The following is a 22,745-nucleotide window of genomic DNA, read 5'->3' as shown; positions in this document are numbered from 1 at the left end:
CCATATCGAAACAAAGGTGATAGTTTAGTTAATTTAGGTTAAAATTTCAGCCTTTAAACACCACAAACTAAAGCGTATGGCTGTTATTATCAAAACGCCTGAACAAATAGAAAAAATGCGTGCCGCCGGACAGGATGCGGCAGCGGTACTGGATATGATTGCTCCTTATGTGAAACCGGGGGTGTCAACTTTGGAATTGGATGAACGCTGTCACCGTTTTATTGTGGATGAGCAAAAAAATATTCCAGCACCATTGAATTACCGAGGATTTCCTAAATCTATCTGTACTTCGGTGAACCAAGTCATTTGTCACGGTATACCCAGTGAAGACAGAATTCTCAAAGAAGGCGATATTATCAATATTGATGTCACTGTAATCAAAGATGGCTGGCATGGTGATACTTCGCGCATGTTTTTTGTCGGCGAACCCAAACAACGTGCCAAACGGCTGGTTGAAGTTACTTATGAAGCCATGAAACTCGGTATTGAAATGGTTAAGCCCGGCGTTCGCTTGGGTGATATCGGTGCCGCGATTCAAGCTCATGCCATTAAAAATCGTTATTCTGTGGTGTATGAATATTGTGGACATGGTATTGGCCAAACCTTTCACGAGGATCCGCAAGTTTTACATTACGGTCGCCCCGGCACCGGGCTGGTGCTGGAAAAAGGCATGACATTTACCATTGAACCCATGATTAACATTGGTAAACGCCACAGTAAACTGTTATCCGATGGTTGGACAGTGGTTACAAAAGACCGTTCATTATCAGCACAATGGGAGCATACCTTAGCGGTTACTGATGATGGCTTTGATGTGCTCACAGAATCTCCGAACTTCCCCCTTTAACACATGGCGTTACTGGCTCCACCGGATCACGCTGAAGAATACCTTAACATCATTGCGCTTGATACGGTTGAGGATGATGATTATCTCTCGGTTTTAAAACAGCTATTGCAACAAGCTGAAGAAAAAATTAATGCCGATTTCTATCGCTGGAGTAACATTACTCGCTTAGTCAAAACCCGCGCCTGGCTGGTGGAGCAATTTGTGCTGGAATTGTGGTTACGCTGCGAATTACAGCATCATGACTTGGCTTTGGTGGCGGTTGGTGGTTTTGGCCGGGGTGACTTACAACCTTTTTCTGATGTGGATTTGTTAATTCTCTATGAAACTGAATTGCCTGAACAGGCGGTTAGTTTATTTGTTCAAAACCTTTGGGATTTAGGTTTGGACGTTGGTCATGCAGTGCGCACGGTGGATGAGTCTGTGGACCTGGCAAGACAAAATATTTCAGTGACCACCAATCTGATGGAAAGCCGATTTTTGCGTGGCAAACAATCTTTGTACAAGGAGATGATGAACTTAATCGATGACCGATATATGTGGTCGGGTCGTGATTTTTTTCAAGCTAAGTATGCAGAACAACAACAGCGCCACAGCAAATGTGGCGGCAGTGCTTACAATTTAGAGCCCAATATTAAAGAAGGTCCGGGTGGCTTGCGTGACATTCAGATGGTGACCTGGGTGGCACAACGGCACTTTCATGTGAAATCAATGCACGGTTTGGTGGATGTCGGCTTTTTGCATCCAGATGAGTATATTCGTTTGCAAAAAGGTTTGCGGAAATTATGGAAAATTCGTTTTGCTTTGCATTTGCTGGCCAGACGAAAAGAAGATCGGTTGTTATTTGACCACCAAAAACAATTGGCGTTGGTGTTTGGTTATCAGGATGATGATGAGTCGTTGGGGGTGGAGAAATTCATGCAGAATTACTACCGCAATGCCATGCACTTAGAGCAGTTAAATATGCGTTTATTGCAGCTGTTTAAAGAAAACATTTTGCAAAGTAACGAAGACAAACAAGTGACCGCCATTAATGATGATTTTTCTATTATTAATGGTTTTTTAGAGGTCAATGATCGCCAGGTTTTTTTGGACCGACCGGCGGCTTTGTTCGAATTATTTCATCACTATCAGCAGAACCCCCGTGTCTATGGGATTCGGGCCAATACCCAACGTCACGTCAGTATGAGCTTGCATTTAATCGATGATGATTTTCGCAATGACAACACTGTAAAAGATATTTTCCTCAATATTTTTAAACACAAAAATTTAGTATTCAGTCAATTAAACTTAATGAATGCTTTGGGGGTTTTGGGTCAATTTTTGCCGGTATTTGGGCGTATTGTCGGGCGTATGCAATATGATTTATTTCATATGTACACGGTTGATCAGCATACCTTATTTGTGGTGAGAAATATTCGGCAGATTTTTTTAGACAAACAATCGCACCCGCTGGCGCATAAGGTTGCAGACCAATTTAAGCGACCCTACGTGTTGCATTTGGCAGGTTTTTTTCATGACATTGGTAAAGGTCGAGGTGGTGATCATTCTGAACTGGGTGCAGAAGAGGCGCGCCTGTTTGCCATCGAATTTAATTTACCTAAAGCAGATGGTCAATTGCTGGTGTGGCTGGTTAAACATCACTTGGTGATGTCAGTGGTGGCGCAAAAACAAGACATTAATGATGCCAAGGTCATTCAGCGTTTTGCAGAATTGGTTAGGCGGCAACGATACTTGGATGCGTTGTATATCTTAACCATTGCCGATATTGAGGGAACCGACCCTAAATTATGGAATTCATATAAAGACAGCTTGTTGAGCGAACTTTATTTGCGCACCACATTGTATTTAGACAGCTCACAACAAGCCGATGCGGTGGAACAAGGGAAATCTGAAGCGCGCGAGTTGATTGATGCGGATCAGATGTCGGCCATTGAGCAGTTGTGGCAGAGTTTTCCGGAGCGGTTTTTTGATTATGCCACGCCCGAGCAGGTGGCGGCCGTCAGTTTAGCGATTGTTGCAAATTATGGTAAAGACACCGTCTGCATCACAGATCGACATGATGATGGATTTGAAGTGATGCTTTATGGTGATAACCATTTGGGGCTCTTTCATCAGGTGGTGGAGGTGTTTTCTAACCACCACATCAGTGTTGTCAATGCCCGTATATTTAGTGGCAGTGATGGTCGCATATTAGATCATTTCCATTGTTTAGGTGACTATGATGAGGACTTACTGGCTCATATTGAATCTGCTTTGTTGGTGGCTTTGAAAATGCCGGTACAAGAAGTTCGCAAACGCGATATGGTGGCCACTCGCAGAGAGCGTCTTTTTATTGAGATGCCTGAAATTATCTTTAGCAACGGCCGTGATGCCAGCGAAACGCGGGTGGATGTTAAATGCTCAGATCACGATGGTTTATTGGTTAATTTAACCCGGATTTTTGTTTCTCACGGCATTGATATGCAAGCGGCTAAAATCGCAACCTTTGGTAATCGGGCGGAAGATGTTTTCTGGTTATCGGTGAATCAGCAAGCATTGCCTGAAAACTTACAAAAAACCATTGCCACAGAATTTAAATCACTGCTGGCTTCCTTATCCGCTGATTTGAATTAATGCCATGAGACTTACACAGAGGTCTCACCGTCTAAAACTAAGCCCGAAAAATAAGCTCTTGCGCCGGTTCACGTAAATTATATCGGGATGCCATGGTGGCACCATAAGCACCCGTGTTTGCAATCAGTACCACATCACCAGCTTGGGTATCGGGCATTGGTCGGTCAATGCCTAAAATATCGCCACTTTCACACATCGGCCCAACAATGTTGGCCGTGTAGTTACAAACAGCGTCTAAGCGGGATAAGTTAACAATGTTATGCCAAGCGCCATATAAAGCCGGTCGAATCAGGGAATTCATTCCGGTTTCTAAACCGATATAACCTTGGTTTCCTTTGAGCTTGGTTTGCGTGACTTTGGCCAGCAATACACCGCTGTGTGCCACCAAAAAGCGCCCCGGTTCCATCCATAACTCAATGCTTGGGTATTGTTTTTTGAATTCCAAAAGTGATTTGTTCAATGCCGAAAAATTAAGACCCGTGTCGCCGGGATTTTCTTTAATGCCTAAACCGCCGCCAACATTAATAATCCTTACATCCGTAAAGTAACGCAGGCCACGCGCTAAAAAATGGGCAATGCGTTGCCAGTTTTGATGGTCTAAAATACCGCTGCCGGTGTGGGCATGTAAGCCACAAATATGAATGTTCTGTTGTTGGCACCATGTTGCCAGTTTTGGCAACTCAGATTCAGGTATGCCGAATTTAGACTGTTCACCTGCGGTGCGCACATAGCGATGATGACCACTGCCATGTCCCGGATCGAGTCGTAAGATGACAGACTGGTTCTGGAAAACATGGGGATGAAGATACAGCAGCGAAGGATTATCAATGGTTGTGGTAATGCCTTGTTGAAGTGCCAGTTGGTATTCTTCAATGGGTGCAAAATTTGGCGTGAACAACAGTGTCGCCACATCGGATTTTGGCATTATTTCCAGACAGCGGCGGATTTCACCGGGGGACACTGTTTCTAAGCCGATACCTTGTTGATAAATGCGCGATAAGACATCGGGTTGAGAATTGGCCTTCATGGCATAAAAAAAACGATCAACCGCTGTGAGTGATTTAAGTTTGTCAATTTGGCGACTAATGGTGTCTAAATGATAGACATAACACGGTGAGTGCTGTTGAGCCAAATCCAATAATTGCTGTCTATTTTGTTGCCACCAGGTTTGTGTAATGGTTTTGGTTTTTGATCGTCTGGCCACCAAATCTGCCCAACTCGGGCCAAAATCATCCCGTTCAGGTAACCGCGTTATTAACACCTCGTGCAAAGCCCGAGCCAGCTTATCAGCTTGATCCTCATCCACCACAAATGTCTGATTAAGATCATTAGTGGATTGTGTGGTGATATAGATGCGTTGATCGGCAAAGGTGGCCACCACGGAGGCAATGGTATCAGCCATGGCTCTGATGCGATAACCCACCAAAGTGACCGCAGAACAGTTGGCAATTATTGTTACATCGCACAAAGGTGCCAGTTGGTCTTTGAGTTTGGCAAGAATGTATGGTGTTAAGACATTGTCAGCGGCATCAAGTGATATAGTGACATTGGTTTGAGCGGTTGATATCAAATCCACGGATAAGCCTAAGTCTTTATAAACTGCAAATAAATCGCTAATAAAACCGGCTTGGTGCCACATATTAACTGATTCCATGGACACCAATGTTACTTGGTGTCGGGTATTGACGGCGCTTACCCGTGGTTTTTTTGGGCTAAATTCGTGTTTTAAAATGGTGCCGGGTGCTTCAGGCCTCAGGCTGTTTTTAATGTATATCGGAATGTTGTTTTGTTCCGCCGGCAAAATGGAACGCGGGTGAATAACCGTGCCACCACTTGCGGCAATTTCTCTGGCTTCTTGATAGCTTAACCTCAGTAGTAATTTTGCTTCTGGAATTTGATGTGGGTTGGCACTAAAAATACCATCCACATCGGTCCAGATTTCAATGCGTTCAGCATTTAATAAAACGGCCATATAAGCAGCTGATGTATCTGAACCGCTTCGGCCTAATAACACTGTTCGGCCACTTTCATCAGCGGCAAAAAAACCCGGCATGACGTAAAATTGATGTTGCAATTTGTCTTGTAGCTGAGGATTGTTTTGCACCTGGCATTTGGCCGATAACACCCGTGAATGGGGATTGCGATGATCATCAACAGTGGTGGTCAGCCAGTCTTTGGGGTTTAAACTATGTGCTTCTTGGGTTTTATTAATGTGATTAATAATTAAGCGGTGGGTGATGCGTTCACCCCAGGACAATAATTCGGCTTGTTGGTAATTGTTTAACTCAGATAATTCGCATAACTGATGCAGTTGTTGAAGATCTTCGGTGAATACATCAATTGACACAGCGAAATCTTGTGCCAATGTATTGAGTCTTTGTTCAATGGACTTATATACGGAATGACCGGTTTTAATTTTTTCTTCAAGGGCATTGGTTAACCCGTAACAAGCAGAATGAACCAGTAAAACACGATAACCCTGGTGTATATTGTCTGTTACTTGTTGCAAAATTGTTTGCCACTGTTCGGGTGTGGATACCGAACTGCCGCCAAACTTAAGTACGCGCCACCTGCTTGTCATAAAATAACCGGCAAAAAATACAAACTTTAGGGAAAAAATCAGCACCATGCAAGCTTATTTTGTTATTGTTTACGGTTATCGTTTGAGCACTTAAATTTATACTTCGAGGAGTTTATGAAACACGTTACCCAATTAAAAGGCAGTGAAGTTCGATGGCACTGTGATGCTGAAAAATTAGGCTTTAAAAACACAGAAGAAGTAAAGCCTGTGCAAGGTGTTGTTGGTCAAAATGAAGCCGTTGATGCCCTGCGGTTTGCCATCGAGTGCCGTGCATTTGGACAGAATGTCTATGTACGTGGATTAAGTGGTACCGGACGCATGAGCATGGTTTCTGATATTCTAAAAGCATCTCAGCCTCAAGTTGAATTCAAAAAGGAACACTGTTACGTGGCAAATTTCGAGCAACCGGACCGCCCGAAATTGATTACCCTTATGGCCGGCAAAGGTCATCAGTTCAGTCAGGCAATGGATGAATTGGCCGTGTTTATAGCTGAGGATCTTCGTGAGTCCCTTGATTCGGAGGCCATGGCTGAGGAAAAATCCCAGGCCGAAGACAGTTTGCAAAAGTCGATCAAAGAAATCACCGAGCCATTTGAAAAAGAACTGAAGCAACAGTCTTTGGCAATGTTAAATATCCAATCGAATCAGGGAGCCCAAACCATTGTGGTGCCGGTGGTGGATGGCCAGGCTTTGGACCCAAAGAGTTGGCAAGAAAAAGTGACAGCCGGTGATATTTCTGAAGCCCAGGAAAAGCAACTGATGGAAAAACAACAACTTTACACGCGGCAATTGGAAGAAGTCAGTCGTAAAGTAAATGAAGTTAAAAAAGTGGGTATTAATGACATCCGCACGTTAATGGAGCAGTATGTTTCGGAGCAGTTGGATGTCCAGATTCAATCAGTGAAAAGCCACTTTGAAAGCGCTGAAGTTAATGATTTTTTAGATGAGCTAAAACAGGATGTCATTGACCAATATTTTTATAAGAAAAATAAGAATTATCAGCCACAAGAGCGCTATGCGGTGAATGTTCTTATATCACGAAGTCCTGACAAAAAATGCCCCATTGTTACCGAGCGGGTTCCCTCTTTACAGAATCTTTTAGGTAGTATCGAAAGTAAATGGAGTGAAAATGGTCCGGTCATGGCCGATCATATGAGTATAACCGGTGGCTCTTTACTGCAAGCTGACGGCGGTTTTTTAGTGTTGGATGCCCGAGATCTCATGATTGAGCCGGGGGCTTGGAAAATTTTGAAACGCACCCTTAAAAACGAACTGCTTGAGATTGTGCCGGCTGAAATGAATTGGCCGTTTGGTCAGCCTTCATTAAAACCTGAGCCGATTCCGGTCAGCATTCGAGTAATTTTATTGGGAGATGCCGGTTTATATTATCTATTGGATAACCAAGACCCTGATTTTCCTGAGTTATTTAAAGTGTTGTCAGATTTTGATTCAGTGATTGATCGCAATGCCCAGGGGTTTAAGCATTACAGTGCCATCATCGCTAAAATTATCCAGGAAGATAATTTGCATCCATTTACGGCTGGCGCAGTGGCGGCTCTCATCGAGCATGGTGCGCGTATTTGTGCACAAAAAGATAAGTTGACAGCACGTTTTTCACGGATTGCAGACATTGCCAGAGAAGCCCATTATGTGGCTTGTAAAGATAATCACCAAGAAGTCAAAACCGAACACGTCAGCGAGGCCATTCGCCGCACCAAAAGACGTGCCGGTTTACCGGCGAGGAAATTTCTTGAGCAGCTGGCTAACGGTACTTTAAACATTTCGACCTCAGGTGCACAAGTGGGGCAGATTAACGGTTTGGCTGTGATTCACGCCGGCCCAATTGTGTATGGATTTCCTTCAAGAATTACCGCCTCGATTGGTGCCGGTCGCGCCGGCGTCATTGATATTGAGGGCAAGGCCGGAAAATCCGGATCAATACATACCAAAGGTTTTGAGATTTTGGGCGGCTTGTTACGTCACATGCTGCCGCTAAAACATCCTTTAACATTTTCGGCTTCAGTGGCATTTGAGCAAAGTTATGGTGGAATTGATGGTGATTCGGCTTCTGGTGCTGAGTTTTGTTGTTTGATTTCTGAACTCACACAAATTCCGATTAACCAAGGCATTAGCATGACCGGTGCCATTGATCAACACGGATTGCTACAGGCCATTGGCGGTGTGAATGAAAAAATAGAAGGCTTTTTTGATGCCTGTGCTTTGAATGGGCTTAATGGTCAGCAAGGGGTTATTATTCCTGCCAGTAATGCCGGTGATTTAATGTTACGTCCGGACGTGCAGCAGGCTTGTATTGATGGTCAGTTTCATATCTATGCAGTTGATAACATCAGCCAGGCCATGGAAGTTTTAATGGCTCAACCTGCCGGATTGTTGGTTGATGGAGCGTATGCGGAAAACACCATCATGGGTAAAGCCATGAAAAAAGCCAGTCAGTTTTGGCAGCATGTTAATGACAAAAGTTAATATCTTGTTTAATTTGTGACCGGATTCAAAAAAGTTAATCTTTTATTTAAGAATAATAAGTATCTTAATGATTACAGGTACATTTTTTTCGGGTAAAATTGACAGGAACATGGTTTTTTTGTTAAAATAATATTAACTTTGAACTAATTCGACTCATGTTGAGTCTTAGGGTACTTAGTTATTTGGGAGTGAAAATGAAGCAATATCTAATCACATTATGTTTGTTGTGTTTATGTTCCGTGGCTTTTGGTCAAACGGCAGATAAACGCGTGCAACAAACCTCCCGGCTAACAACCCATGCGCCCACGCAGTTTTCATTGTCAGGTAGTGATTGGCTATTAAGCGACTCAATGTATGCTGATGACTATGCCTATGATTTACTGAAGCCACAAAGTCGCGCTCGACATGCGTACTTAAATACACAAAACAGTGTTTACGGCCATCAGGTGATGTTTCGTATGCAATTTGCCGATTGGTTGTCTTTGCGCTTAGGTGTTTACGATGACAGCCAGGTTAATCAATTATTTATGCCTGTTCCCAATCAAATAAAACCTTCTGATAGTAATGATTTTGGTTACCAATTGGGTATCAGTTCGGTGTTGGATATAAGCACCAACTGGCGTTTTGGTGTTGACCTCAGTACCGGCCAGGTATCCGGTGATGTGTTGGGTCTGTATCAGGATCAGTTAGATACCACCAGTTTCGGATTAGGTGTGCGTAATCAGCGTTTCGGAGCCAGCTTACATTCAGATTTTGCAAGTAGCCAACAAAACAGTGACTTGTACCGTTCCAGCATTGATTTACAAGTGGATTGGCACTTTAATCAAGATGGTACCCTTTCTTTTGGTGCCAGAAAGAACATGAATGATAATGCCTCGACTAACTTAGATCAGTTCACCGGCACTGTTCCATATATTAAATTCAAACATAATCTCTAAATCTAGCAGTATGGATAATTTTGGTGCTTTGTTGCAAAGCCGGTTCATGTTGCGAGATATTAATGTTGGTTTAATTGTTGTATGTTGTGTGGTTTTATTGAGCGGTTGTCAAAATTTCGCGAAAAAACCAAGCAATTGTGACATGGCCGGTGATTTTGATTTTCAGAACTTTCAATTGACAGGTAAATTGGCTTTGTCCGATGGTCAAGAAGGTGGCAGTGGCCAATTTAAGTGGCATCACCTCAAGTCAGCAACAACAGCTCAGTTCAAAGCACCCATGGGACAAGGTGATTGGTATATTGAAGAAACCCTTGATGGTGCCACCATGATTGTTAATAATGAAGATTCCTACCACGCTTCATCTGCAACCACACTTATTGAGGATGCGGTGGGCTGGCCGGTACCCTGGGAAGCCCTAAAAAAATGGCTCGTGGCGAGACCATTGAACCAAGAGCAGGCTGTCATCCACACTACGGAAAACTCAAAAACCATATCAGAACAAGGCTGGGATATTGTTTATGATCGTTTCCAAGAATACCCTAAAGCCTGTTTACCACATCGAATTATGGCCTCTAAGCCACCGTACAGTATTCGATTAGTGATTCGAGACTGGCAGTGGCCCTGATTGTCAAAAAATCCCCTGCTAAAATAAATTTGATGTTGCGCATCGTTGGCCAGCGAGACAATGGCTATCATGAGCTGCAAAGTTGTTTTGAAATATTGCCTTGGGGTGATGAGATGACGTTCAAAACCCTTTCAGCAACACAAGCATCAGTCAATATAAGTGGTTTTGATGAAATCGCCAGCGAAGATAATTTAATTTATCATGCCGCAGAATTATTAAAACCTTATGCACAAAAAATCTGTGCCATTGATATACATGTGGATAAACAAATTCCAAGTGGGGCCGGATTGGGTGGAGGCAGTTCCAATGCCGCCACCACTTTGCTTACGCTTAATAATATCTGGCAATGCCATTTAGATGAAAATACATTATTAGAAATGGCTTTGCGTTTAGGCGCTGATGTGCCTTTTTTTGTTACAGGGCAATCCGCATTGGTAACCGGCATAGGTGAACACATTGAACCCATGAGATTTTATCGAGGATATGTGCTTTTGTTGTTTCCTTCGGTAAGTATAGGTACAAAAGACGTGTTTCAACATCCTGAATTAAATCGTCAGCAAACACCTTTAAGCACACCTTATTTGACAGATACAGATTTCTGGATAAATGATTGTTTTCCTGTGGTACTGCAAGCTTACCCAGAGGTATCTAAGATATTTTCAGTTTTGAGTTCAGACATGTTATTACGGTTGTCGGGCACCGGTTCGACTTTATTTGCATTATTTAATAACAAGTCTGAAGCCCTCAAACAACAAAAAATTGCCACTGCTTATTGTCGAACCAAGTTGATTGAAATATAATGGCGCACAAGTTTGTTGTCAGTCAGTATGAATTGGCAACAAAATGTATTATTAAGGTTTGCAAACAATGTCATTGTGGTTATAATATGCCGCCTTTGACAGCGATTACAAAGCTGGTAAAGAGAAAATTCTCGCGAATTGGGATGTCGCCAAGTGGCTAAGGCACCAGGTTTTGATCCTGGCATTCGCAGGTTCGAGTCCTGCCATCCCAGCCATATTTTGTGATGCCTGCGCACTGCGCGGGCATATTCATTTAAGGGGCCAACGAAATGTTCGACCGTGGAATCAGGTTGTTTTGCGGAAACGCTAATCCGGAATTGGGCAAAAAAATTGCCAATAATTTGGGTGTTCCTTTGGGGCGCGCCAATGTTGGGCGCTTCAGTGACGGCGAGGTTTCTGTTGAAATTAGAGACAATGTGCGGGGTCAGGATATATTTTTGATTCAGCCAACGTGTCGGCCCACGGCAGATAATTTCATGGAATTGCTGGTCATGGTTGACGCCTTAAAAAGGGCATCAGCTAAAACAGTGACTGCGGTTATTCCATATTTTGGATATGCCAGACAAGACCGACGTCCTCGGTCTGCTCGGGTACCAATTACCGCAAAAGTGGCTGCTAAAATGATTGCCGCGGTGGGTATCGATCGGGTATTGACGGTTGATTTGCACGCTGATCAAATTCAAGGATTTTTTGATATTCCCGTGGATAATGTCTATGCTTCGCCGTTGACCCTGGCAGATATGTGGCAGAAGTATGACAGTGAAGATGTGACCATTGTTTCACCTGATATCGGCGGCGTGGTTCGAGCCAGAGCCATTGCAAAACGATTAGGTTGCGAACTGGCCATTATCGATAAGCGCCGACCAAAGCCTAATATGGCTAAGGTGATGAACATCATTGGTGACGTTAAAGGAAAAATTTGTATCCTGGTAGATGATATGATTGATACTGCCGGAACTTTATGTGCGGCTTCAACAGCGTTGATGGAATGGGGCGCCAAAGAAGTGAATGCCTATTGTGTGCATCCGGTGTTATCCGGCAATGCCATTGAGAACATTGAAAATTCAGACATTAACGAGTTGGTGGTGACGGATACCATACCACTGCAACCGGAAGCGCTGAATTGTAAAAAAATTCGTCAATTGTCGGTCGCTGAAATGCTCGGCGAGACAATCAGACGTATTGCTAACAGAGAGTCCGTTAGCTCCATGTATATCGATTGAAACAAGTGAGGTATATTCAACACTTTCTTTGTTCGTATTGAAAATACCTCACAATCGATTTTTATAAGATTCTGGTCGCAAGAATCTTTTATTTTAAAAGGAAAATATTATGGCTATTTATAAAGTTGATGCAAAACTCCGTGACGATGTGGGGAAAGGTGCGAGCCGCCGCTTACGTCGTGAAGGACGTGTTCCTGTGGTACTGTATGGTGCCGGCCGGGAGCCAAGAAATTTAACATTGAACCACAACAAAGTACTGCGTTTAATTGAAGACGAAGGTTTCTTCTCCAGTATTATTGAATTCACCGCTGATGGTGGTGCTAAACAAAAAGTTGTTATCAAGGATATGCAACGTCATCCGGCTAAACCTGTCATTATGCACATGGATTTTATGCGTGTAGATGATAATCAGGAATTGGTTATGAACATTCCGATTCACTTCACCGGTGCAGACAATTGTCCAGCCAGTAAAGTTGCCGGTATTGTTATTGATTACCAAATACATGAAATTGAAATCACCTGTTTGCCGAAAGACTTACCTGAGTACTTTGAAGTTGATTTATCTAACTTTGATGTTGGTGATTCGGTTATGCTTAGTGAAATCAAAATGCCTGAAGGGGTTCAAGTCGTTGCATTCTTGCGGACTGAGGACGAAGATTTTGATGATGTGATTGTTAACACAGCCACGGTATTGGATACTTCAGATGATGATGATGTTGAAGAGCCGGATGTTGATGTACCGACAGTTGATGAAGATGAATCTGAAGGCGATTCAGATTCAGATGACAACAAAGAAAAAGACGACTAAGAACTCGGAATTTTCTAAGATTAGAGCCACGGTACTCAGTTTTGGGTACCGTGGTTTTTTTTTGAGTGAGTATTGATAATATGATTCAAGTTATTTTTGGCCTTGGTAACCCCGGGCAACAATACCAAGCCACCAGGCATAATGCCGGTTTTTGGTATTTAGATGCCTTAGCATCACATGTGGGGTGTACTTTTAAACAGGAAAATAAATTTAAAGCAGAGGTTGCTCACACCGACTTTTATGGTGAGAAATTATGGCTTGTTAAACCACAGACATACATGAATCGGTCAGGACAGACGGTTATTCCATTTTGTCAATTTTATCGAATTCCGACAAATCGTGTGGTGGTGGCGTATGATGAGTTAGATATCCCGCCAGGAACGGCCAAATTCAAACGTGGTGGTGGGCATAGTGGTCATAACGGCTTACGAGACATTATTCCGGGTTTGGGTGCAGATTTTAAACGCTTAAGAATTGGTATTGGCCATCCCGGTGATAAAAGCAAAGTGACACCATGGGTGTTAGGTCGTCCGCATCAGGATGATGCCATTGCCATCGTCCGCTGTATTGAACAATGTGTGAATGTGACAGAAGATATTGTTGCTTTAAATGATGAAAAAGTGATGCAAATACTTCATACAGTGGCTGATAAATAATCTGCAACCAATTTTGAAAACGTATCTTCGTCAACTAAAAAAGCATCATGGCCTTGAATGGAGTCCGTGATATATAGGCGGTTATCGATGCTGGCTTTATCGAGCAAATCAGATACTTGTTTTTGCAAATCAATGGGAAACAACAAGTCAGTTTCTGTGCCCAGGATCAATGCAGATTCAATGTTGATATCGGCCAGAGGATTATGGGGAGCTGTTTTGGGTTTATACTGATAGGCATCAAACCAGTCCATGGCCCGAGATAAGTATAAATAACAAATTGGATCAAACTGGTGAATGAAGCGATTGGCATGATGTTCTAAGTAACTTTCGACAGGGAATTCGATACCAAAAGGGTGATCCGGTACCTTTTTTAAAGAACGTGGAAAACGTTCATTCCACTCTTTCGCGGAACGGTAAGATAGCATGCCTATTTTACGGGCAAACTTCATGCCATCAATGGGCCAATCTTCACGAGAATAAAAACCACGGTTAAAATTGTTGTCATTAATAATAGCTTCTCTTTGTAATGATCGAATGGCGGTACTAAAAGGTGGAGAGGCCAAACCGGCAGCAATTTGTACCCAATGGCGAGCAAAGCCCGGGTGTTGTTGCAGTAGAGCTGTACCGGTCATACCGCCCATTGATGGACCCACAATCGCGTGTAGACGATCAATGCCCAAATGACGGCACAACAAAACGTTACTATTAGCGACATCCTGAAGACACAAATCCGGAAAGTCAAAGCGATAAGCACGGGAATTCTTAGGATTGATAGAAGCGGGGCCTGTCGAGCCTTTGCAGCTCCCCAGAGAGCTGGCGCATATAACGTAAAATTGATCGGTATCTATGGCTTTACCGGGGCCAATCATAAATTCCCACCAGCCGGGTTGATCATTTTTATGGTGACGACAGGCATGTGAGTCAGGTGATAATCCCGTTAAAATTAATACCGCATTATCTGCTGACGGGTTTAATTGCCCCCAAGTTTCGTATTGTAACTCAGCTTCATATAAACGACCGCCACGATGAAAAACAAAGGGCGAAGGCAGTTGCAAGTATTTAATGTAATCCGGCATAAGTGCTATTAAAAACGGCCTCGTAGAGGCCGTAAAACGAATTTGGATATTGTAGCAAAGCGACCCCTTAATAAGAAGTCGCCATATTCATTAAATGGTGTTGCGGTAACGTCTGATGTATACGGCTAAGCCAGTGGTCAGTGCTGCAAAAATGACACCATATAACAATTCAATTTGCCATAATCCCTTGAGCATACTATTGATGACCTCAACACTTGAATGGGCAGTGGGATCGAAATCCATGGATTCAAAATTTTGCTGACCAAGACCGGTAGCAAAAGGCGTGGTGGCTTTCGCGAACAGCAGACCAATGGTCTGGAAAAATCCTATTTTAAATAAATTGAGGTTAACCAGCGCATTGTACCAGTACCAAATAAAACCAACTGTTAACGGCGCAAATACCGCCAATAAAAATGGTCTTCGTTTAGCAATGGATGATGCGAATAGTAACCACCCATACAAGGGCAGAGCCCACAATGCTTGAACCATGCAACCAACGATGAATGCCCCCCAGTTTTCGATAAATGATATATTTGTCCATAATATCGTAAACGGATTTAGCCCGTTAAATGTCAATATCAGGCTAATAATGATAAACATAATTAAATGACTTATCATAATACCAATGATAAAGGCAGCCGGAGCCACTAATGTGGCAGTCAGTAATTTTGATATTACTGTCTGAGTATCTGAAACAGGTAAAGACTTATAAAATAAAATACTACCGTCTTTACGGTCATCATACAAACTTCCCAACAATATAAAGAACACCAAAATAAATAAAATTAAATGGTACAGGGAACCGGTCATGAGCATAAACACATCAATGCCAAAGTTTATTTTATCATCTCCCAGTTGTTGCAAGGTGCCAATCGCAAATTGCATGTTGTCACCACCACTAACGTCAAGAATAAAACGGTCTGTGGTGAAATAGCTCAGCATGGCAAGCGCGGCCAACACTAAACCGATGATGATGGGTGTTTTAAAAAATGCACCTTTGTGCTCTTGAAATTCTAATTTCAATAAAGCCAACATTGTTTTCATGCGTTGTCCTCCTTCATAATAGCCACAAATAAATCAGAAACGGACGGTCTTTGAACCTCACCCAGGGCAGCAACATGATCACGCGAAGGTGATTTGAATAACATAATATGTTTTCCAAATACCTTCTTCACAGCCAACGGTTTTAATGCCATGGCTTGTTCATAGTTATCTTGATTAACCATGACCTCAAAATAATCTCGGGTGAGTGTTTCCATATCAGAATTAAGGACGATTTCGCCTTCTTTAATAAACACCACATCCGTGAGAATGTGTTCAATTTCTTCTACTTGGTGGGTGGTGATAATGATGGTGCGTTGGTTGTTAAAATAATCATTGATTAAATTGTCATAAAACTCTTTACGAAACAAAATATCAAGGCCTAAGGTGGGTTCATCTAGAACCAACAGTTGTGCATCAATGGCCATAACAATGGCTAAATGCAATTGTGCCACCATGCCTTTTGATAATTCTTTAACTTTGTGTGTGAGAGAAACCTTAGTTTTAGCAATCAGCTGTTCAGCCTTTTGGCGGTTAAAGTTTGGGTGGACTTGTTCGGTATAGTCTAATAACTGGGAAACTTGTATCCATTTTGGTAGAACTGCGACATCAGCGATAAAACAAATATCCTTCATTAATTCAGCCCGCTTTTTGAATGGGTCTATGCCCAGAACGTTCAGGTCACCATCACAGGGTGCTAAGCCCAAAACAGCTTTTAGAAAGGTGGTTTTACCGGCGCCATTGGGGCCGATCAGGCCAACCACTCGACCGCGTTCAATGTTTATGTTGATATTTTTTAAAGCTTGGAATTTTCCGTAACTTTTATTGAGATTATGTGCGGATAAAATGGCACTCATGATTGGCTCCCAGTGTCTTTTAAAGATTCAATAAGGCTGTCGATATCAATGTCCAACTGTTCTATTTTTTGGAGAACTTGTGGCCATTGATGGTTAATAAAGGCTTGGCGTTGTTCTTGCTTTAATATATTTTTTGCATTGCTGCTAACAAACATACCCAAACCGCGTTTTTTTTCCACCAACGCTTCATCCACAAGTATCTGGTAGGATTTAGAAACGGTGATTGGATTGACTTGGTAGTCTACAGCCAGTTGCCGAACAGATGGCAGAGCTTCGCCGGTGCCGACATCATCATTTAAGATTAGGTCTTTAATTTGCTCAGCGAGTTGCAAATAAATAGGTTGGCTGTCATTCCAGTGGTAGGCCATATATTTACCTGATGGCCGGTAACAATAAAATTAAGCTGTGATTCATTTTATTGAATTTTTCTATTTTTAATATGTTTTGAGCCGTTGGCTTATCGACATGACCACTGTCGTTATAAGTCAGCCAATAGCTCATTAAAAGGCTTAACGATAAAGCGCTTGCCAGTAGCATTGTGGCCAATAAGTTTTGTTTGAATACAGTCATCATATTTACCGTCTGTGTTTAATAGTGTTGTAGTGTACTATAACACCATAGAAAAAACAAATAGTCCATTAGTCATATTTTTCTGATTGCTGGTCGAGTGATTTGATGCTTCACTTACTGAGAAGATTTTTATCGATAAATCGGTGGTTCTTGATGTCCTAATCGATACAAAGTGCCACGGCTATAAAAGTGCTCATCGCGCCATTTGGCCGAGCGCAGTGTGCAATCAAAGTCATAGTCAATCCTTGCTTGGGTCGGTATTGACAACGAATCGGGTATTGACCACGCCAATACCTCTCTGGCGTATGAGGTTAATTCAGGGGTTTGTAAAACTGGTAAAGTAATGGCTTTGGATTGATCAATTTGTAACTGACAATGTAATGTTGATGCATCACGAACTTGAGCTTGTCGATGGCTTAAGCGAATAATAAGTTGTTGGCTACCGACATCTAATCGTACCACTTCAATAAGAGTGGGCAAATCATTGTTGGGCTTCTCAATGCGTGCCGGCCCACAAGCGGTTAACAAGATAAATAGTGTAAAAAGCAATGCTCGCTGAAGCATGACAGACTCCAAATAGGTAAAAGATAATTATATGTTAAAATAATCACATGACTCATCATAATAAACAATTTAACAGCTTTAAAGCGTTCTATCCGTTTTACTTGTCCCAGCATCAGAACCCCACTTGTCGCTTGTTACATGTTATCGGTTCTTTTTTGGTTATTTTGACAGTTTTGCTGAGTATCTATTTAAGTAATCCTTGGTTGTTGCTGTTGGTTCCTGTGATTGGTTATGGTTTTGCTTGGTTGGGACATTTTAAGTACGAAAAAAATAGACCCGCGACTTTTAGCTACCCACTATATAGTTTAATGGGTGATTGGGTGATGTTCTGGCAGATTATTACCGGACAATTAAAGCTTAAATAACATTCTATTTGCAATAACCCATTGTGGCTCTTGGACGCTGTTCAATGTCAAAAAGTGTTTTTATCTTGCAATAATGTTTGTCAGTAAATAATTCAGCGACGGTTTGTTGTTGATTATAGCCATGCTCTACTAATAGGATACCATTGTGATTTAAAAACTGAGGCGCCAGACGAATGATGGTCTGTAAATCGGCAAGGCCGTTATTATCGGCCACTAAAGCTGTTATTGGCTCATGAGTTAAGCCGCTTAAATGACTGTCATCGGGTTCGATGTAGGGGGGGTTACTGACAATTAAATCAAATGTGCCTTGGATGTTATTAAACCAGTGGCTTTGGATGAAACAGATGTTATTTATGTGGTATTTTTGGGCATTGCTCTGTGCCACTGTAATGGCTTGGGAGCTGATATCTGTGGCGGTGACTGAAGCGTTAGGAAATAGTCTCGCCAGTACCAGAGCCAGGGCGCCGGATCCTGTGCCTAAGTCCAAAATAGATGACGGAGACAGGTTTAAATCCAAAATGGTTTCAATGATGAGTTCAGTGTCAGGACGAGGAATCAAGGTGTGTTCATTAACCTTTAAGGTTAAATCCCAGAAAGCTTGTTCGCCGAGAATATAAGCCAGCGGAATGCCGTCTATGAATTGTCTTTGGTAATCTTTAATCTGGCGAGCTTGTTGATTAATAACGGTCACGTCATCATGAGCGATTAACCAAGCGGTATTTCGCTTTAGGACATGTGCGAGCAATTGTCGATGGACAGTTTCGGGAATCTTATGCGGTCGCTCTTGCAGCCATTGACCAACAGTTTTCAAGATTGAGGTGGTGATTGTTAGCTAAAATTGGCTCTAAATAATTGGTCGTCTTGGTTCGATTCATCAAAATTGCCTCGACTTAATCGATCGCTGTCACCTTCAAAAGGTAAGGCATTAATAACGTCATTAGTAGCCACATTGGTGTTAGACGATGGCGTGTCAATGTGCTGGTTACTAAAAAACACCACAGCAGATAGGGTAAAAACCACAGCCAAGCTTGCCCCCATCATCGGTGATTTAGGCAGACATTGATTGATAAACAGTTTAATTCGTGAAGATATGTTGGGTTGACGTCTGTGTTGAATGTCTTTGGCCACCTGTTGCGACCAAGGAGCAAAGTGAGTGGCTAATTGTGCTGCTTGCGCAGTATTAAAATCACTAACAATGGCATCAACATCAGCTAATTTCGGGTTTAACAGACAGTCACCAACGTCAATTGTGGTGTGCTTATGTTTGCTGCTATTTTGAAATAATTGTGATAATTGTTGTTCAGTTAATTTCATAATCAATACCCATTTTTTCTAATTGTTCCTTTAAGGCGGTCATGGAACGTTTAGACAAATTTTCAGCCTTGTAGTAAGACCAGCCGGTTAATGACATCATTTCTTTAACCGTGTAGCCTTGTAATCTCATTTTAGCGGCAATTCTACGATCCTCAGGAAGCGATTCAATGGCTGCTAAAATGGTCTTCTGTAACTCTTTATCAGCCAGTCTATTATCCGGTTGGAGTACGTCCCCATCGAGTTCGGGATGATAACTGTCCGATTCATCACGGTGTTCCGGTAGTGGTGTCTCTTGAGCATGGCGATTATTGGCCCTGGCTAAATCAACAATCACATTGGCCGTGATTCTGTATATATAAGACGGAAGGTTTTCAATTTCTCGGTCACTGTCTAATAATTTAATCACGCGAATGGACACTTCTTGATAAACATCATCAAGGGTCACGCCGGTTATATTGATTTGTTTGCTGAACACGGCTTGATCAATCAAATGTTGATGCTTTTGAAATAAGATTGTCAGTTGTTTTTTGTTCACTGTGTCATTGGCAATGATTAATCGGTAAAAGACAGTATAACCCCTCGGGTATTGGCTAACTGATTTTGTTGGCAGTAATCTAAAGCAGTCATGCCTTTACTGTCTTTGTTATTGGGCTTGGCATGCCATTTAAGCAATAAATGTGCCAACGTGGCAACTTGTTGGTCTTTATCATGACGGCCCAAACGTGCCAATAGGGTCAGTGGTGTACGACCTTGGTCATCACGATCATTGATGCCAATGTTATAGGTGTGAATGAGTTTAAGCGTTTGTAGTGCTTTACCTGTCTGGCTGTAATAGGCAGCGGCTGAAATCACATTATGATACAAGTTGCCACGACCGGGATCCTTGCTCAGTGGGCTGGCGCCAGCTTCTACCAGTCTGCTCAAACAGGATTCATTCCATTGCGCTGCCGCTAAATTGACATAGGGATATCCGCCAGGACCTGTTTCATTTAACTTCACTTGATGACGCAACAGTAATTCGACGACGTTATCAGATTGACTAATAATGGCACTTGATAAAGCGGTGCTACCGTTGCGACTGCGGTGATTGATGTTTGCACCTTTTTCTATTAAAAACGAGCAGACAGCACGTTTTCCTTGGCCGGCTGCATGAATCAGTGCAGTACAATCCTTGTCATCGGTTTGGTTAATGTTAACGTCTTTTAATAACAACCGATTTAGCTGGCCTAAGTTGCCTTTGCTGACAGCTTCGAACCAGTTGTGTTGGTGTTCCTTGTTGCTTGTCATGTTGTTTGGTGGTTTAGTCTTGGTCGTGGTTTGGTCTTGTGATGATATGTCGTTGAACAGTGGCAATTCAATTTGCTGTTCTTTGGCAATGGCAATATCCAATAACTTAACGAGGTCAGCATGTTTTTGTTTGGCGACTTCATAGGGCGATTCCGCTTGTTTGTTTTGCTGATAAATATTAACTTTGTGATCAATCAACAGTTGAATCAATTTGGGTGAAGGGTGTTTTGCTTTAAAAGCCAATAACAAGGCATTGTCATTGTTATGATTGCATTGATTGACATCGGCACCGGCCTGAATTAATTTTTCCACGATTTTTATCGATTGACTGGTCACGGCATCTAAAAGAGCCGTCATTCCATGGTCATCACAGCGATTAACATCTTCACAATGTTTGACTATAAAATCAAATTTCTTTTCATGGCCCAGTAAGCAGACTGTCATTAAGCCGGTGCGGTTTTGGCTATCGCTGCAATTTATGTTCGCCGTGTGTCGGTATATTAAGTCAATACCCGTTGTGTCATCTTTATTATATTGGCAGGCGGCAATCAGTGGAGGTGTGGTGGCATAATTGGGTAAAGTATTTTGTTGCAAGATGTAACGGGCCACTTGCCAACGGCCATGCCGGAGAGCGATATTTAAAGGTGCAAACTCTTCACTGTCGACAGTGTCGATACTGATACCCTGTTTTAACAATTGTTGTAGCTGCGCTAATTGGCCACGCCGGCAACAATTGAGAATATCTTTTTTTGTGGTGGCTTTCAAAGACACTGGCTTAATCCTTTAAAGAGTCAATCAGGATTAAAGGTTAAAATGGCCGTTAATCCTGCTGTTTTATTTTGTCTGATTTCAATGTCCCAATTATACAGCTCACACAGGCGTTTGACGATAGCCAAACCGATTCCTGAACCTTTTGAGCTTGTTTTGTTGGCACGGTAATGCCGTTCAAAAAGTTTAGGCAGTTCAGATTCGTTCACGCCGACGCCTTCATCTTGAACAATAATTGAGTGGGTGTCTATAATTATATGAATTGTACCTTCAGTGGTGTATTTAATGGCATTACCAATCAGGTTGCCTAATACAACCGATATCACAGACTCCGGCGCTTTAACTTGTAACCAGTCTTTTTCAATGACTTTGGTTTTAACCGGTTTTAATTTGAGCGTAGGTTCGTAACTTTCTAATATCTTGCGGATAATGATGGCCGGTTGGGTGCGTTCTAAACCTTGGTTTTCTTTGCGTTCTTCGCGCGCTAAAAGTAATAAGGTTTCTGTGAGCTCGGAGGATTGTTTGACGGCACGCTCAATACGGTTAATGCGGCTGAGTTCTTTTTCGCTGATGTTCGGGTTGGATTTAATGAGTTCAACGGTACTGGTAATCACCGCCAACGGGGTTCTTAACTCATGGCTGACATCGGCGTTAAATTCTTTATCACGGGTCACATAGTCGGTTAAGCTTTGCGCGTAATTATCCAATGCATGTGCAATTTTCCCGACTTCATCCTCCGGAAAATAGGGTGCCAAGGGTTCGATGTGAGTATGGGCAGATAAGTTTTCTAATTTTGCCGCTAATTTACTTAACGGCTTTAATGCTTTTTTAGAGACATAAATGGCCAGTACATAAGCAAGAATTAAGAAAACGATAAGCATTCCTGCAAAAATCCCCCACAACACCCGATCATTTTGTTTCATATGACTGATGTCATATTTGATATAACCCCAAACAGGCTGCCCTTTAAGCTTATTCTGTTTATTCACTGCCACAATATAGGTCTTATCACCTTCCGTTATGATGTGGGTGCCGTCTTCTAAATCAGCATAGCTCAAAGGTAAATCTGTATGAAAATTATCGGGTGTGGTGATAACGCCTTGTACATTGCTTGATAGAGATTGACCCAATACATCCTGGGGATTAGCCGCCAGCTTTGTCATATATCCATCTAAATCTTGTTTGATGGTTTGTTCAATGAGTTCAGTCTGTAAGTTCTGCCTAATGCTCAAGGAAGCTACGGCAAACAGCAAGGTCAATAGGCTGCTGAATGCCAAGAAAGCGATAATAATCCGACTTTTTATACTGTTCCGAAAATTCATCGGTAT

The 22,745-nt window shown here is 42.3% G+C and carries 22 protein-coding genes and 1 tRNA gene; 11 read left to right on the top strand and 12 right to left on the bottom strand.

Annotated elements, in window-relative coordinates; all coding sequences use genetic code 11:
- The first annotated feature begins 43 nt into the window (after window positions 1–43).
- Entirely contained in the window at window positions 44–847 is an 804-nt protein-coding gene (map, locus tag OS173_RS03715) for a type I methionyl aminopeptidase (RefSeq protein ID WP_267183032.1), read from the top strand.
- A 3-nt stretch (window positions 848–850) separates the two neighbouring features.
- Window positions 851–3,460 (top strand): [protein-PII] uridylyltransferase, encoded by a 2,610-nt coding sequence (glnD, locus tag OS173_RS03710; RefSeq protein WP_267182932.1) that lies wholly within the window; start codon window positions 851–853, stop codon window positions 3,458–3,460.
- Window positions 3,461–3,497: 37 nt separating this feature from the next.
- Here glnD and OS173_RS03705 read toward each other — a convergent pair whose 3' ends face one another.
- On the bottom strand, window positions 3,498–6,041 hold the full coding sequence (locus OS173_RS03705; protein ID WP_267182931.1) for a bifunctional aspartate kinase/diaminopimelate decarboxylase: 2,544 nt from the start codon (window positions 6,039–6,041) through the stop codon (window positions 3,498–3,500).
- 114 nt (window positions 6,042–6,155) lie between these two features.
- On the opposite strand from OS173_RS03705, the gene OS173_RS03700 reads away from it, so the two are divergent.
- The 8 genes from OS173_RS03700 to pth all read left to right on the top strand — a co-directional run bounded on the left by OS173_RS03700 (window position 6,156) and on the right by pth (window position 13,575).
- On the top strand, window positions 6,156–8,525 hold the full coding sequence (locus OS173_RS03700) for a Lon protease family protein (protein WP_267182930.1): 2,370 nt from the start codon (window positions 6,156–6,158) through the stop codon (window positions 8,523–8,525).
- 194 nt (window positions 8,526–8,719) lie between these two features.
- Window positions 8,720–9,463 carry a hypothetical protein gene (locus OS173_RS03695; protein WP_267182929.1) on the top strand — a complete coding sequence of 248 codons (744 nt, stop codon included), beginning with the start codon at window positions 8,720–8,722 and terminating at the stop codon, window positions 9,461–9,463.
- A 10-nt stretch (window positions 9,464–9,473) separates the two neighbouring features.
- A complete protein-coding gene (gene lolB / locus OS173_RS03690) occupies window positions 9,474–10,088 on the top strand; it encodes a lipoprotein insertase outer membrane protein LolB (protein WP_267182928.1) in 615 nt (204 codons plus the stop codon).
- Entirely contained in the window at window positions 10,079–10,888 is an 810-nt protein-coding gene (ispE, locus tag OS173_RS03685) for a 4-(cytidine 5'-diphospho)-2-C-methyl-D-erythritol kinase (RefSeq protein ID WP_267182927.1), read from the top strand. Before lolB ends, ispE begins: the two co-directional genes overlap by 10 nt.
- Before the next feature lie 139 nt (window positions 10,889–11,027).
- Window positions 11,028–11,103, top strand: a tRNA-Gln gene (locus tag OS173_RS03680).
- 54 nt (window positions 11,104–11,157) lie between these two features.
- Window positions 11,158–12,111, top strand: coding sequence for a ribose-phosphate diphosphokinase (locus tag OS173_RS03675; protein ID WP_267182926.1), 954 nt, complete (start codon window positions 11,158–11,160; stop codon window positions 12,109–12,111).
- A gap of 109 nt (window positions 12,112–12,220) precedes the next feature.
- Window positions 12,221–12,919 carry a 50S ribosomal protein L25/general stress protein Ctc gene (locus OS173_RS03670; protein WP_267182925.1) on the top strand — a complete coding sequence of 233 codons (699 nt, stop codon included), beginning with the start codon at window positions 12,221–12,223 and terminating at the stop codon, window positions 12,917–12,919.
- Window positions 12,920–12,999: 80 nt separating this feature from the next.
- The gene (gene pth, locus OS173_RS03665; protein ID WP_267182924.1) at window positions 13,000–13,575 is read left to right on the top strand and encodes an aminoacyl-tRNA hydrolase; all 576 of its coding nucleotides are present in this window, start codon (window positions 13,000–13,002) and stop codon (window positions 13,573–13,575) included.
- Here the strand turns inward: pth and metX are convergent.
- The 6 genes from metX to OS173_RS03635 form a co-directional block, all read right to left on the bottom strand.
- Entirely contained in the window at window positions 13,554–14,651 is a 1,098-nt protein-coding gene (gene metX, locus OS173_RS03660) for a homoserine O-acetyltransferase MetX (RefSeq protein ID WP_267182923.1), read from the bottom strand. The genes pth and metX overlap by 22 nt on opposite strands.
- A gap of 90 nt (window positions 14,652–14,741) precedes the next feature.
- Window positions 14,742–15,695 carry a hypothetical protein gene (locus OS173_RS03655; protein WP_267182922.1) on the bottom strand — a complete coding sequence of 318 codons (954 nt, stop codon included), beginning with the start codon at window positions 15,693–15,695 and terminating at the stop codon, window positions 14,742–14,744.
- Complete coding sequence (locus OS173_RS03650; protein ID WP_267182921.1) at window positions 15,692–16,549, bottom strand: ABC transporter ATP-binding protein; 858 nt, start codon at window positions 16,547–16,549, stop codon at window positions 15,692–15,694. The genes OS173_RS03655 and OS173_RS03650 overlap by 4 nt, the downstream gene beginning before the upstream one ends.
- A complete protein-coding gene (locus OS173_RS03645; protein WP_267182920.1) occupies window positions 16,546–16,917 on the bottom strand; it encodes a GntR family transcriptional regulator in 372 nt (123 codons plus the stop codon). The genes OS173_RS03650 and OS173_RS03645 overlap by 4 nt, the downstream gene beginning before the upstream one ends.
- A 4-nt stretch (window positions 16,918–16,921) precedes the next feature.
- A complete protein-coding gene (locus tag OS173_RS03640) occupies window positions 16,922–17,122 on the bottom strand; it encodes a hypothetical protein (RefSeq protein WP_267182919.1) in 201 nt (66 codons plus the stop codon).
- Window positions 17,123–17,248: 126 nt separating this feature from the next.
- Window positions 17,249–17,683, bottom strand: coding sequence for a hypothetical protein (locus OS173_RS03635; protein WP_267182918.1), 435 nt, complete (start codon window positions 17,681–17,683; stop codon window positions 17,249–17,251).
- Window positions 17,684–17,730: 47 nt separating this feature from the next.
- Here OS173_RS03635 and OS173_RS03630 point away from each other — a divergent pair, with 47 nt between their 5' ends.
- The gene (locus OS173_RS03630; protein ID WP_267182917.1) at window positions 17,731–18,048 is read left to right on the top strand and encodes a DUF962 domain-containing protein; all 318 of its coding nucleotides are present in this window, start codon (window positions 17,731–17,733) and stop codon (window positions 18,046–18,048) included.
- 4 nt (window positions 18,049–18,052) lie between these two features.
- Here OS173_RS03630 and prmC read toward each other — a convergent pair whose 3' ends face one another.
- Genes prmC through OS173_RS03605 form a run of 5 tightly spaced genes read right to left on the bottom strand, consistent with a single transcriptional unit; the run spans window position 18,053 to window position 22,739 of the window.
- Entirely contained in the window at window positions 18,053–18,859 is an 807-nt protein-coding gene (prmC, locus tag OS173_RS03625) for a peptide chain release factor N(5)-glutamine methyltransferase (protein WP_267182916.1), read from the bottom strand.
- Between the two features lie 17 nt (window positions 18,860–18,876).
- Entirely contained in the window at window positions 18,877–19,362 is a 486-nt protein-coding gene (locus tag OS173_RS03620) for a hypothetical protein (protein ID WP_267182915.1), read from the bottom strand.
- Window positions 19,349–19,897, bottom strand: a complete 549-nt coding sequence (locus tag OS173_RS03615; RefSeq protein ID WP_267182914.1) for an RNA polymerase sigma factor — start codon at window positions 19,895–19,897, stop codon at window positions 19,349–19,351. Before OS173_RS03615 ends, OS173_RS03620 begins: the two co-directional genes overlap by 14 nt.
- A gap of 17 nt (window positions 19,898–19,914) precedes the next feature.
- Complete coding sequence (locus tag OS173_RS03610) at window positions 19,915–21,420, bottom strand: ankyrin repeat domain-containing protein (protein ID WP_267182913.1); 1,506 nt, start codon at window positions 21,418–21,420, stop codon at window positions 19,915–19,917.
- 20 nt (window positions 21,421–21,440) lie between these two features.
- Window positions 21,441–22,739 (bottom strand): sensor histidine kinase, encoded by a 1,299-nt coding sequence (locus OS173_RS03605; RefSeq protein ID WP_267182912.1) that lies wholly within the window; start codon window positions 22,737–22,739, stop codon window positions 21,441–21,443.
- Window positions 22,740–22,745 lie beyond the last annotated feature (6 nt).

The sequence above is a fragment of the Marinicella gelatinilytica genome (assembly GCF_026410405.1).
Lineage (GTDB): Bacteria > Pseudomonadota > Gammaproteobacteria > Xanthomonadales > Marinicellaceae > Marinicella > Marinicella gelatinilytica.
This window is presented reverse-complemented; position numbering and strand designations above follow the sequence as displayed.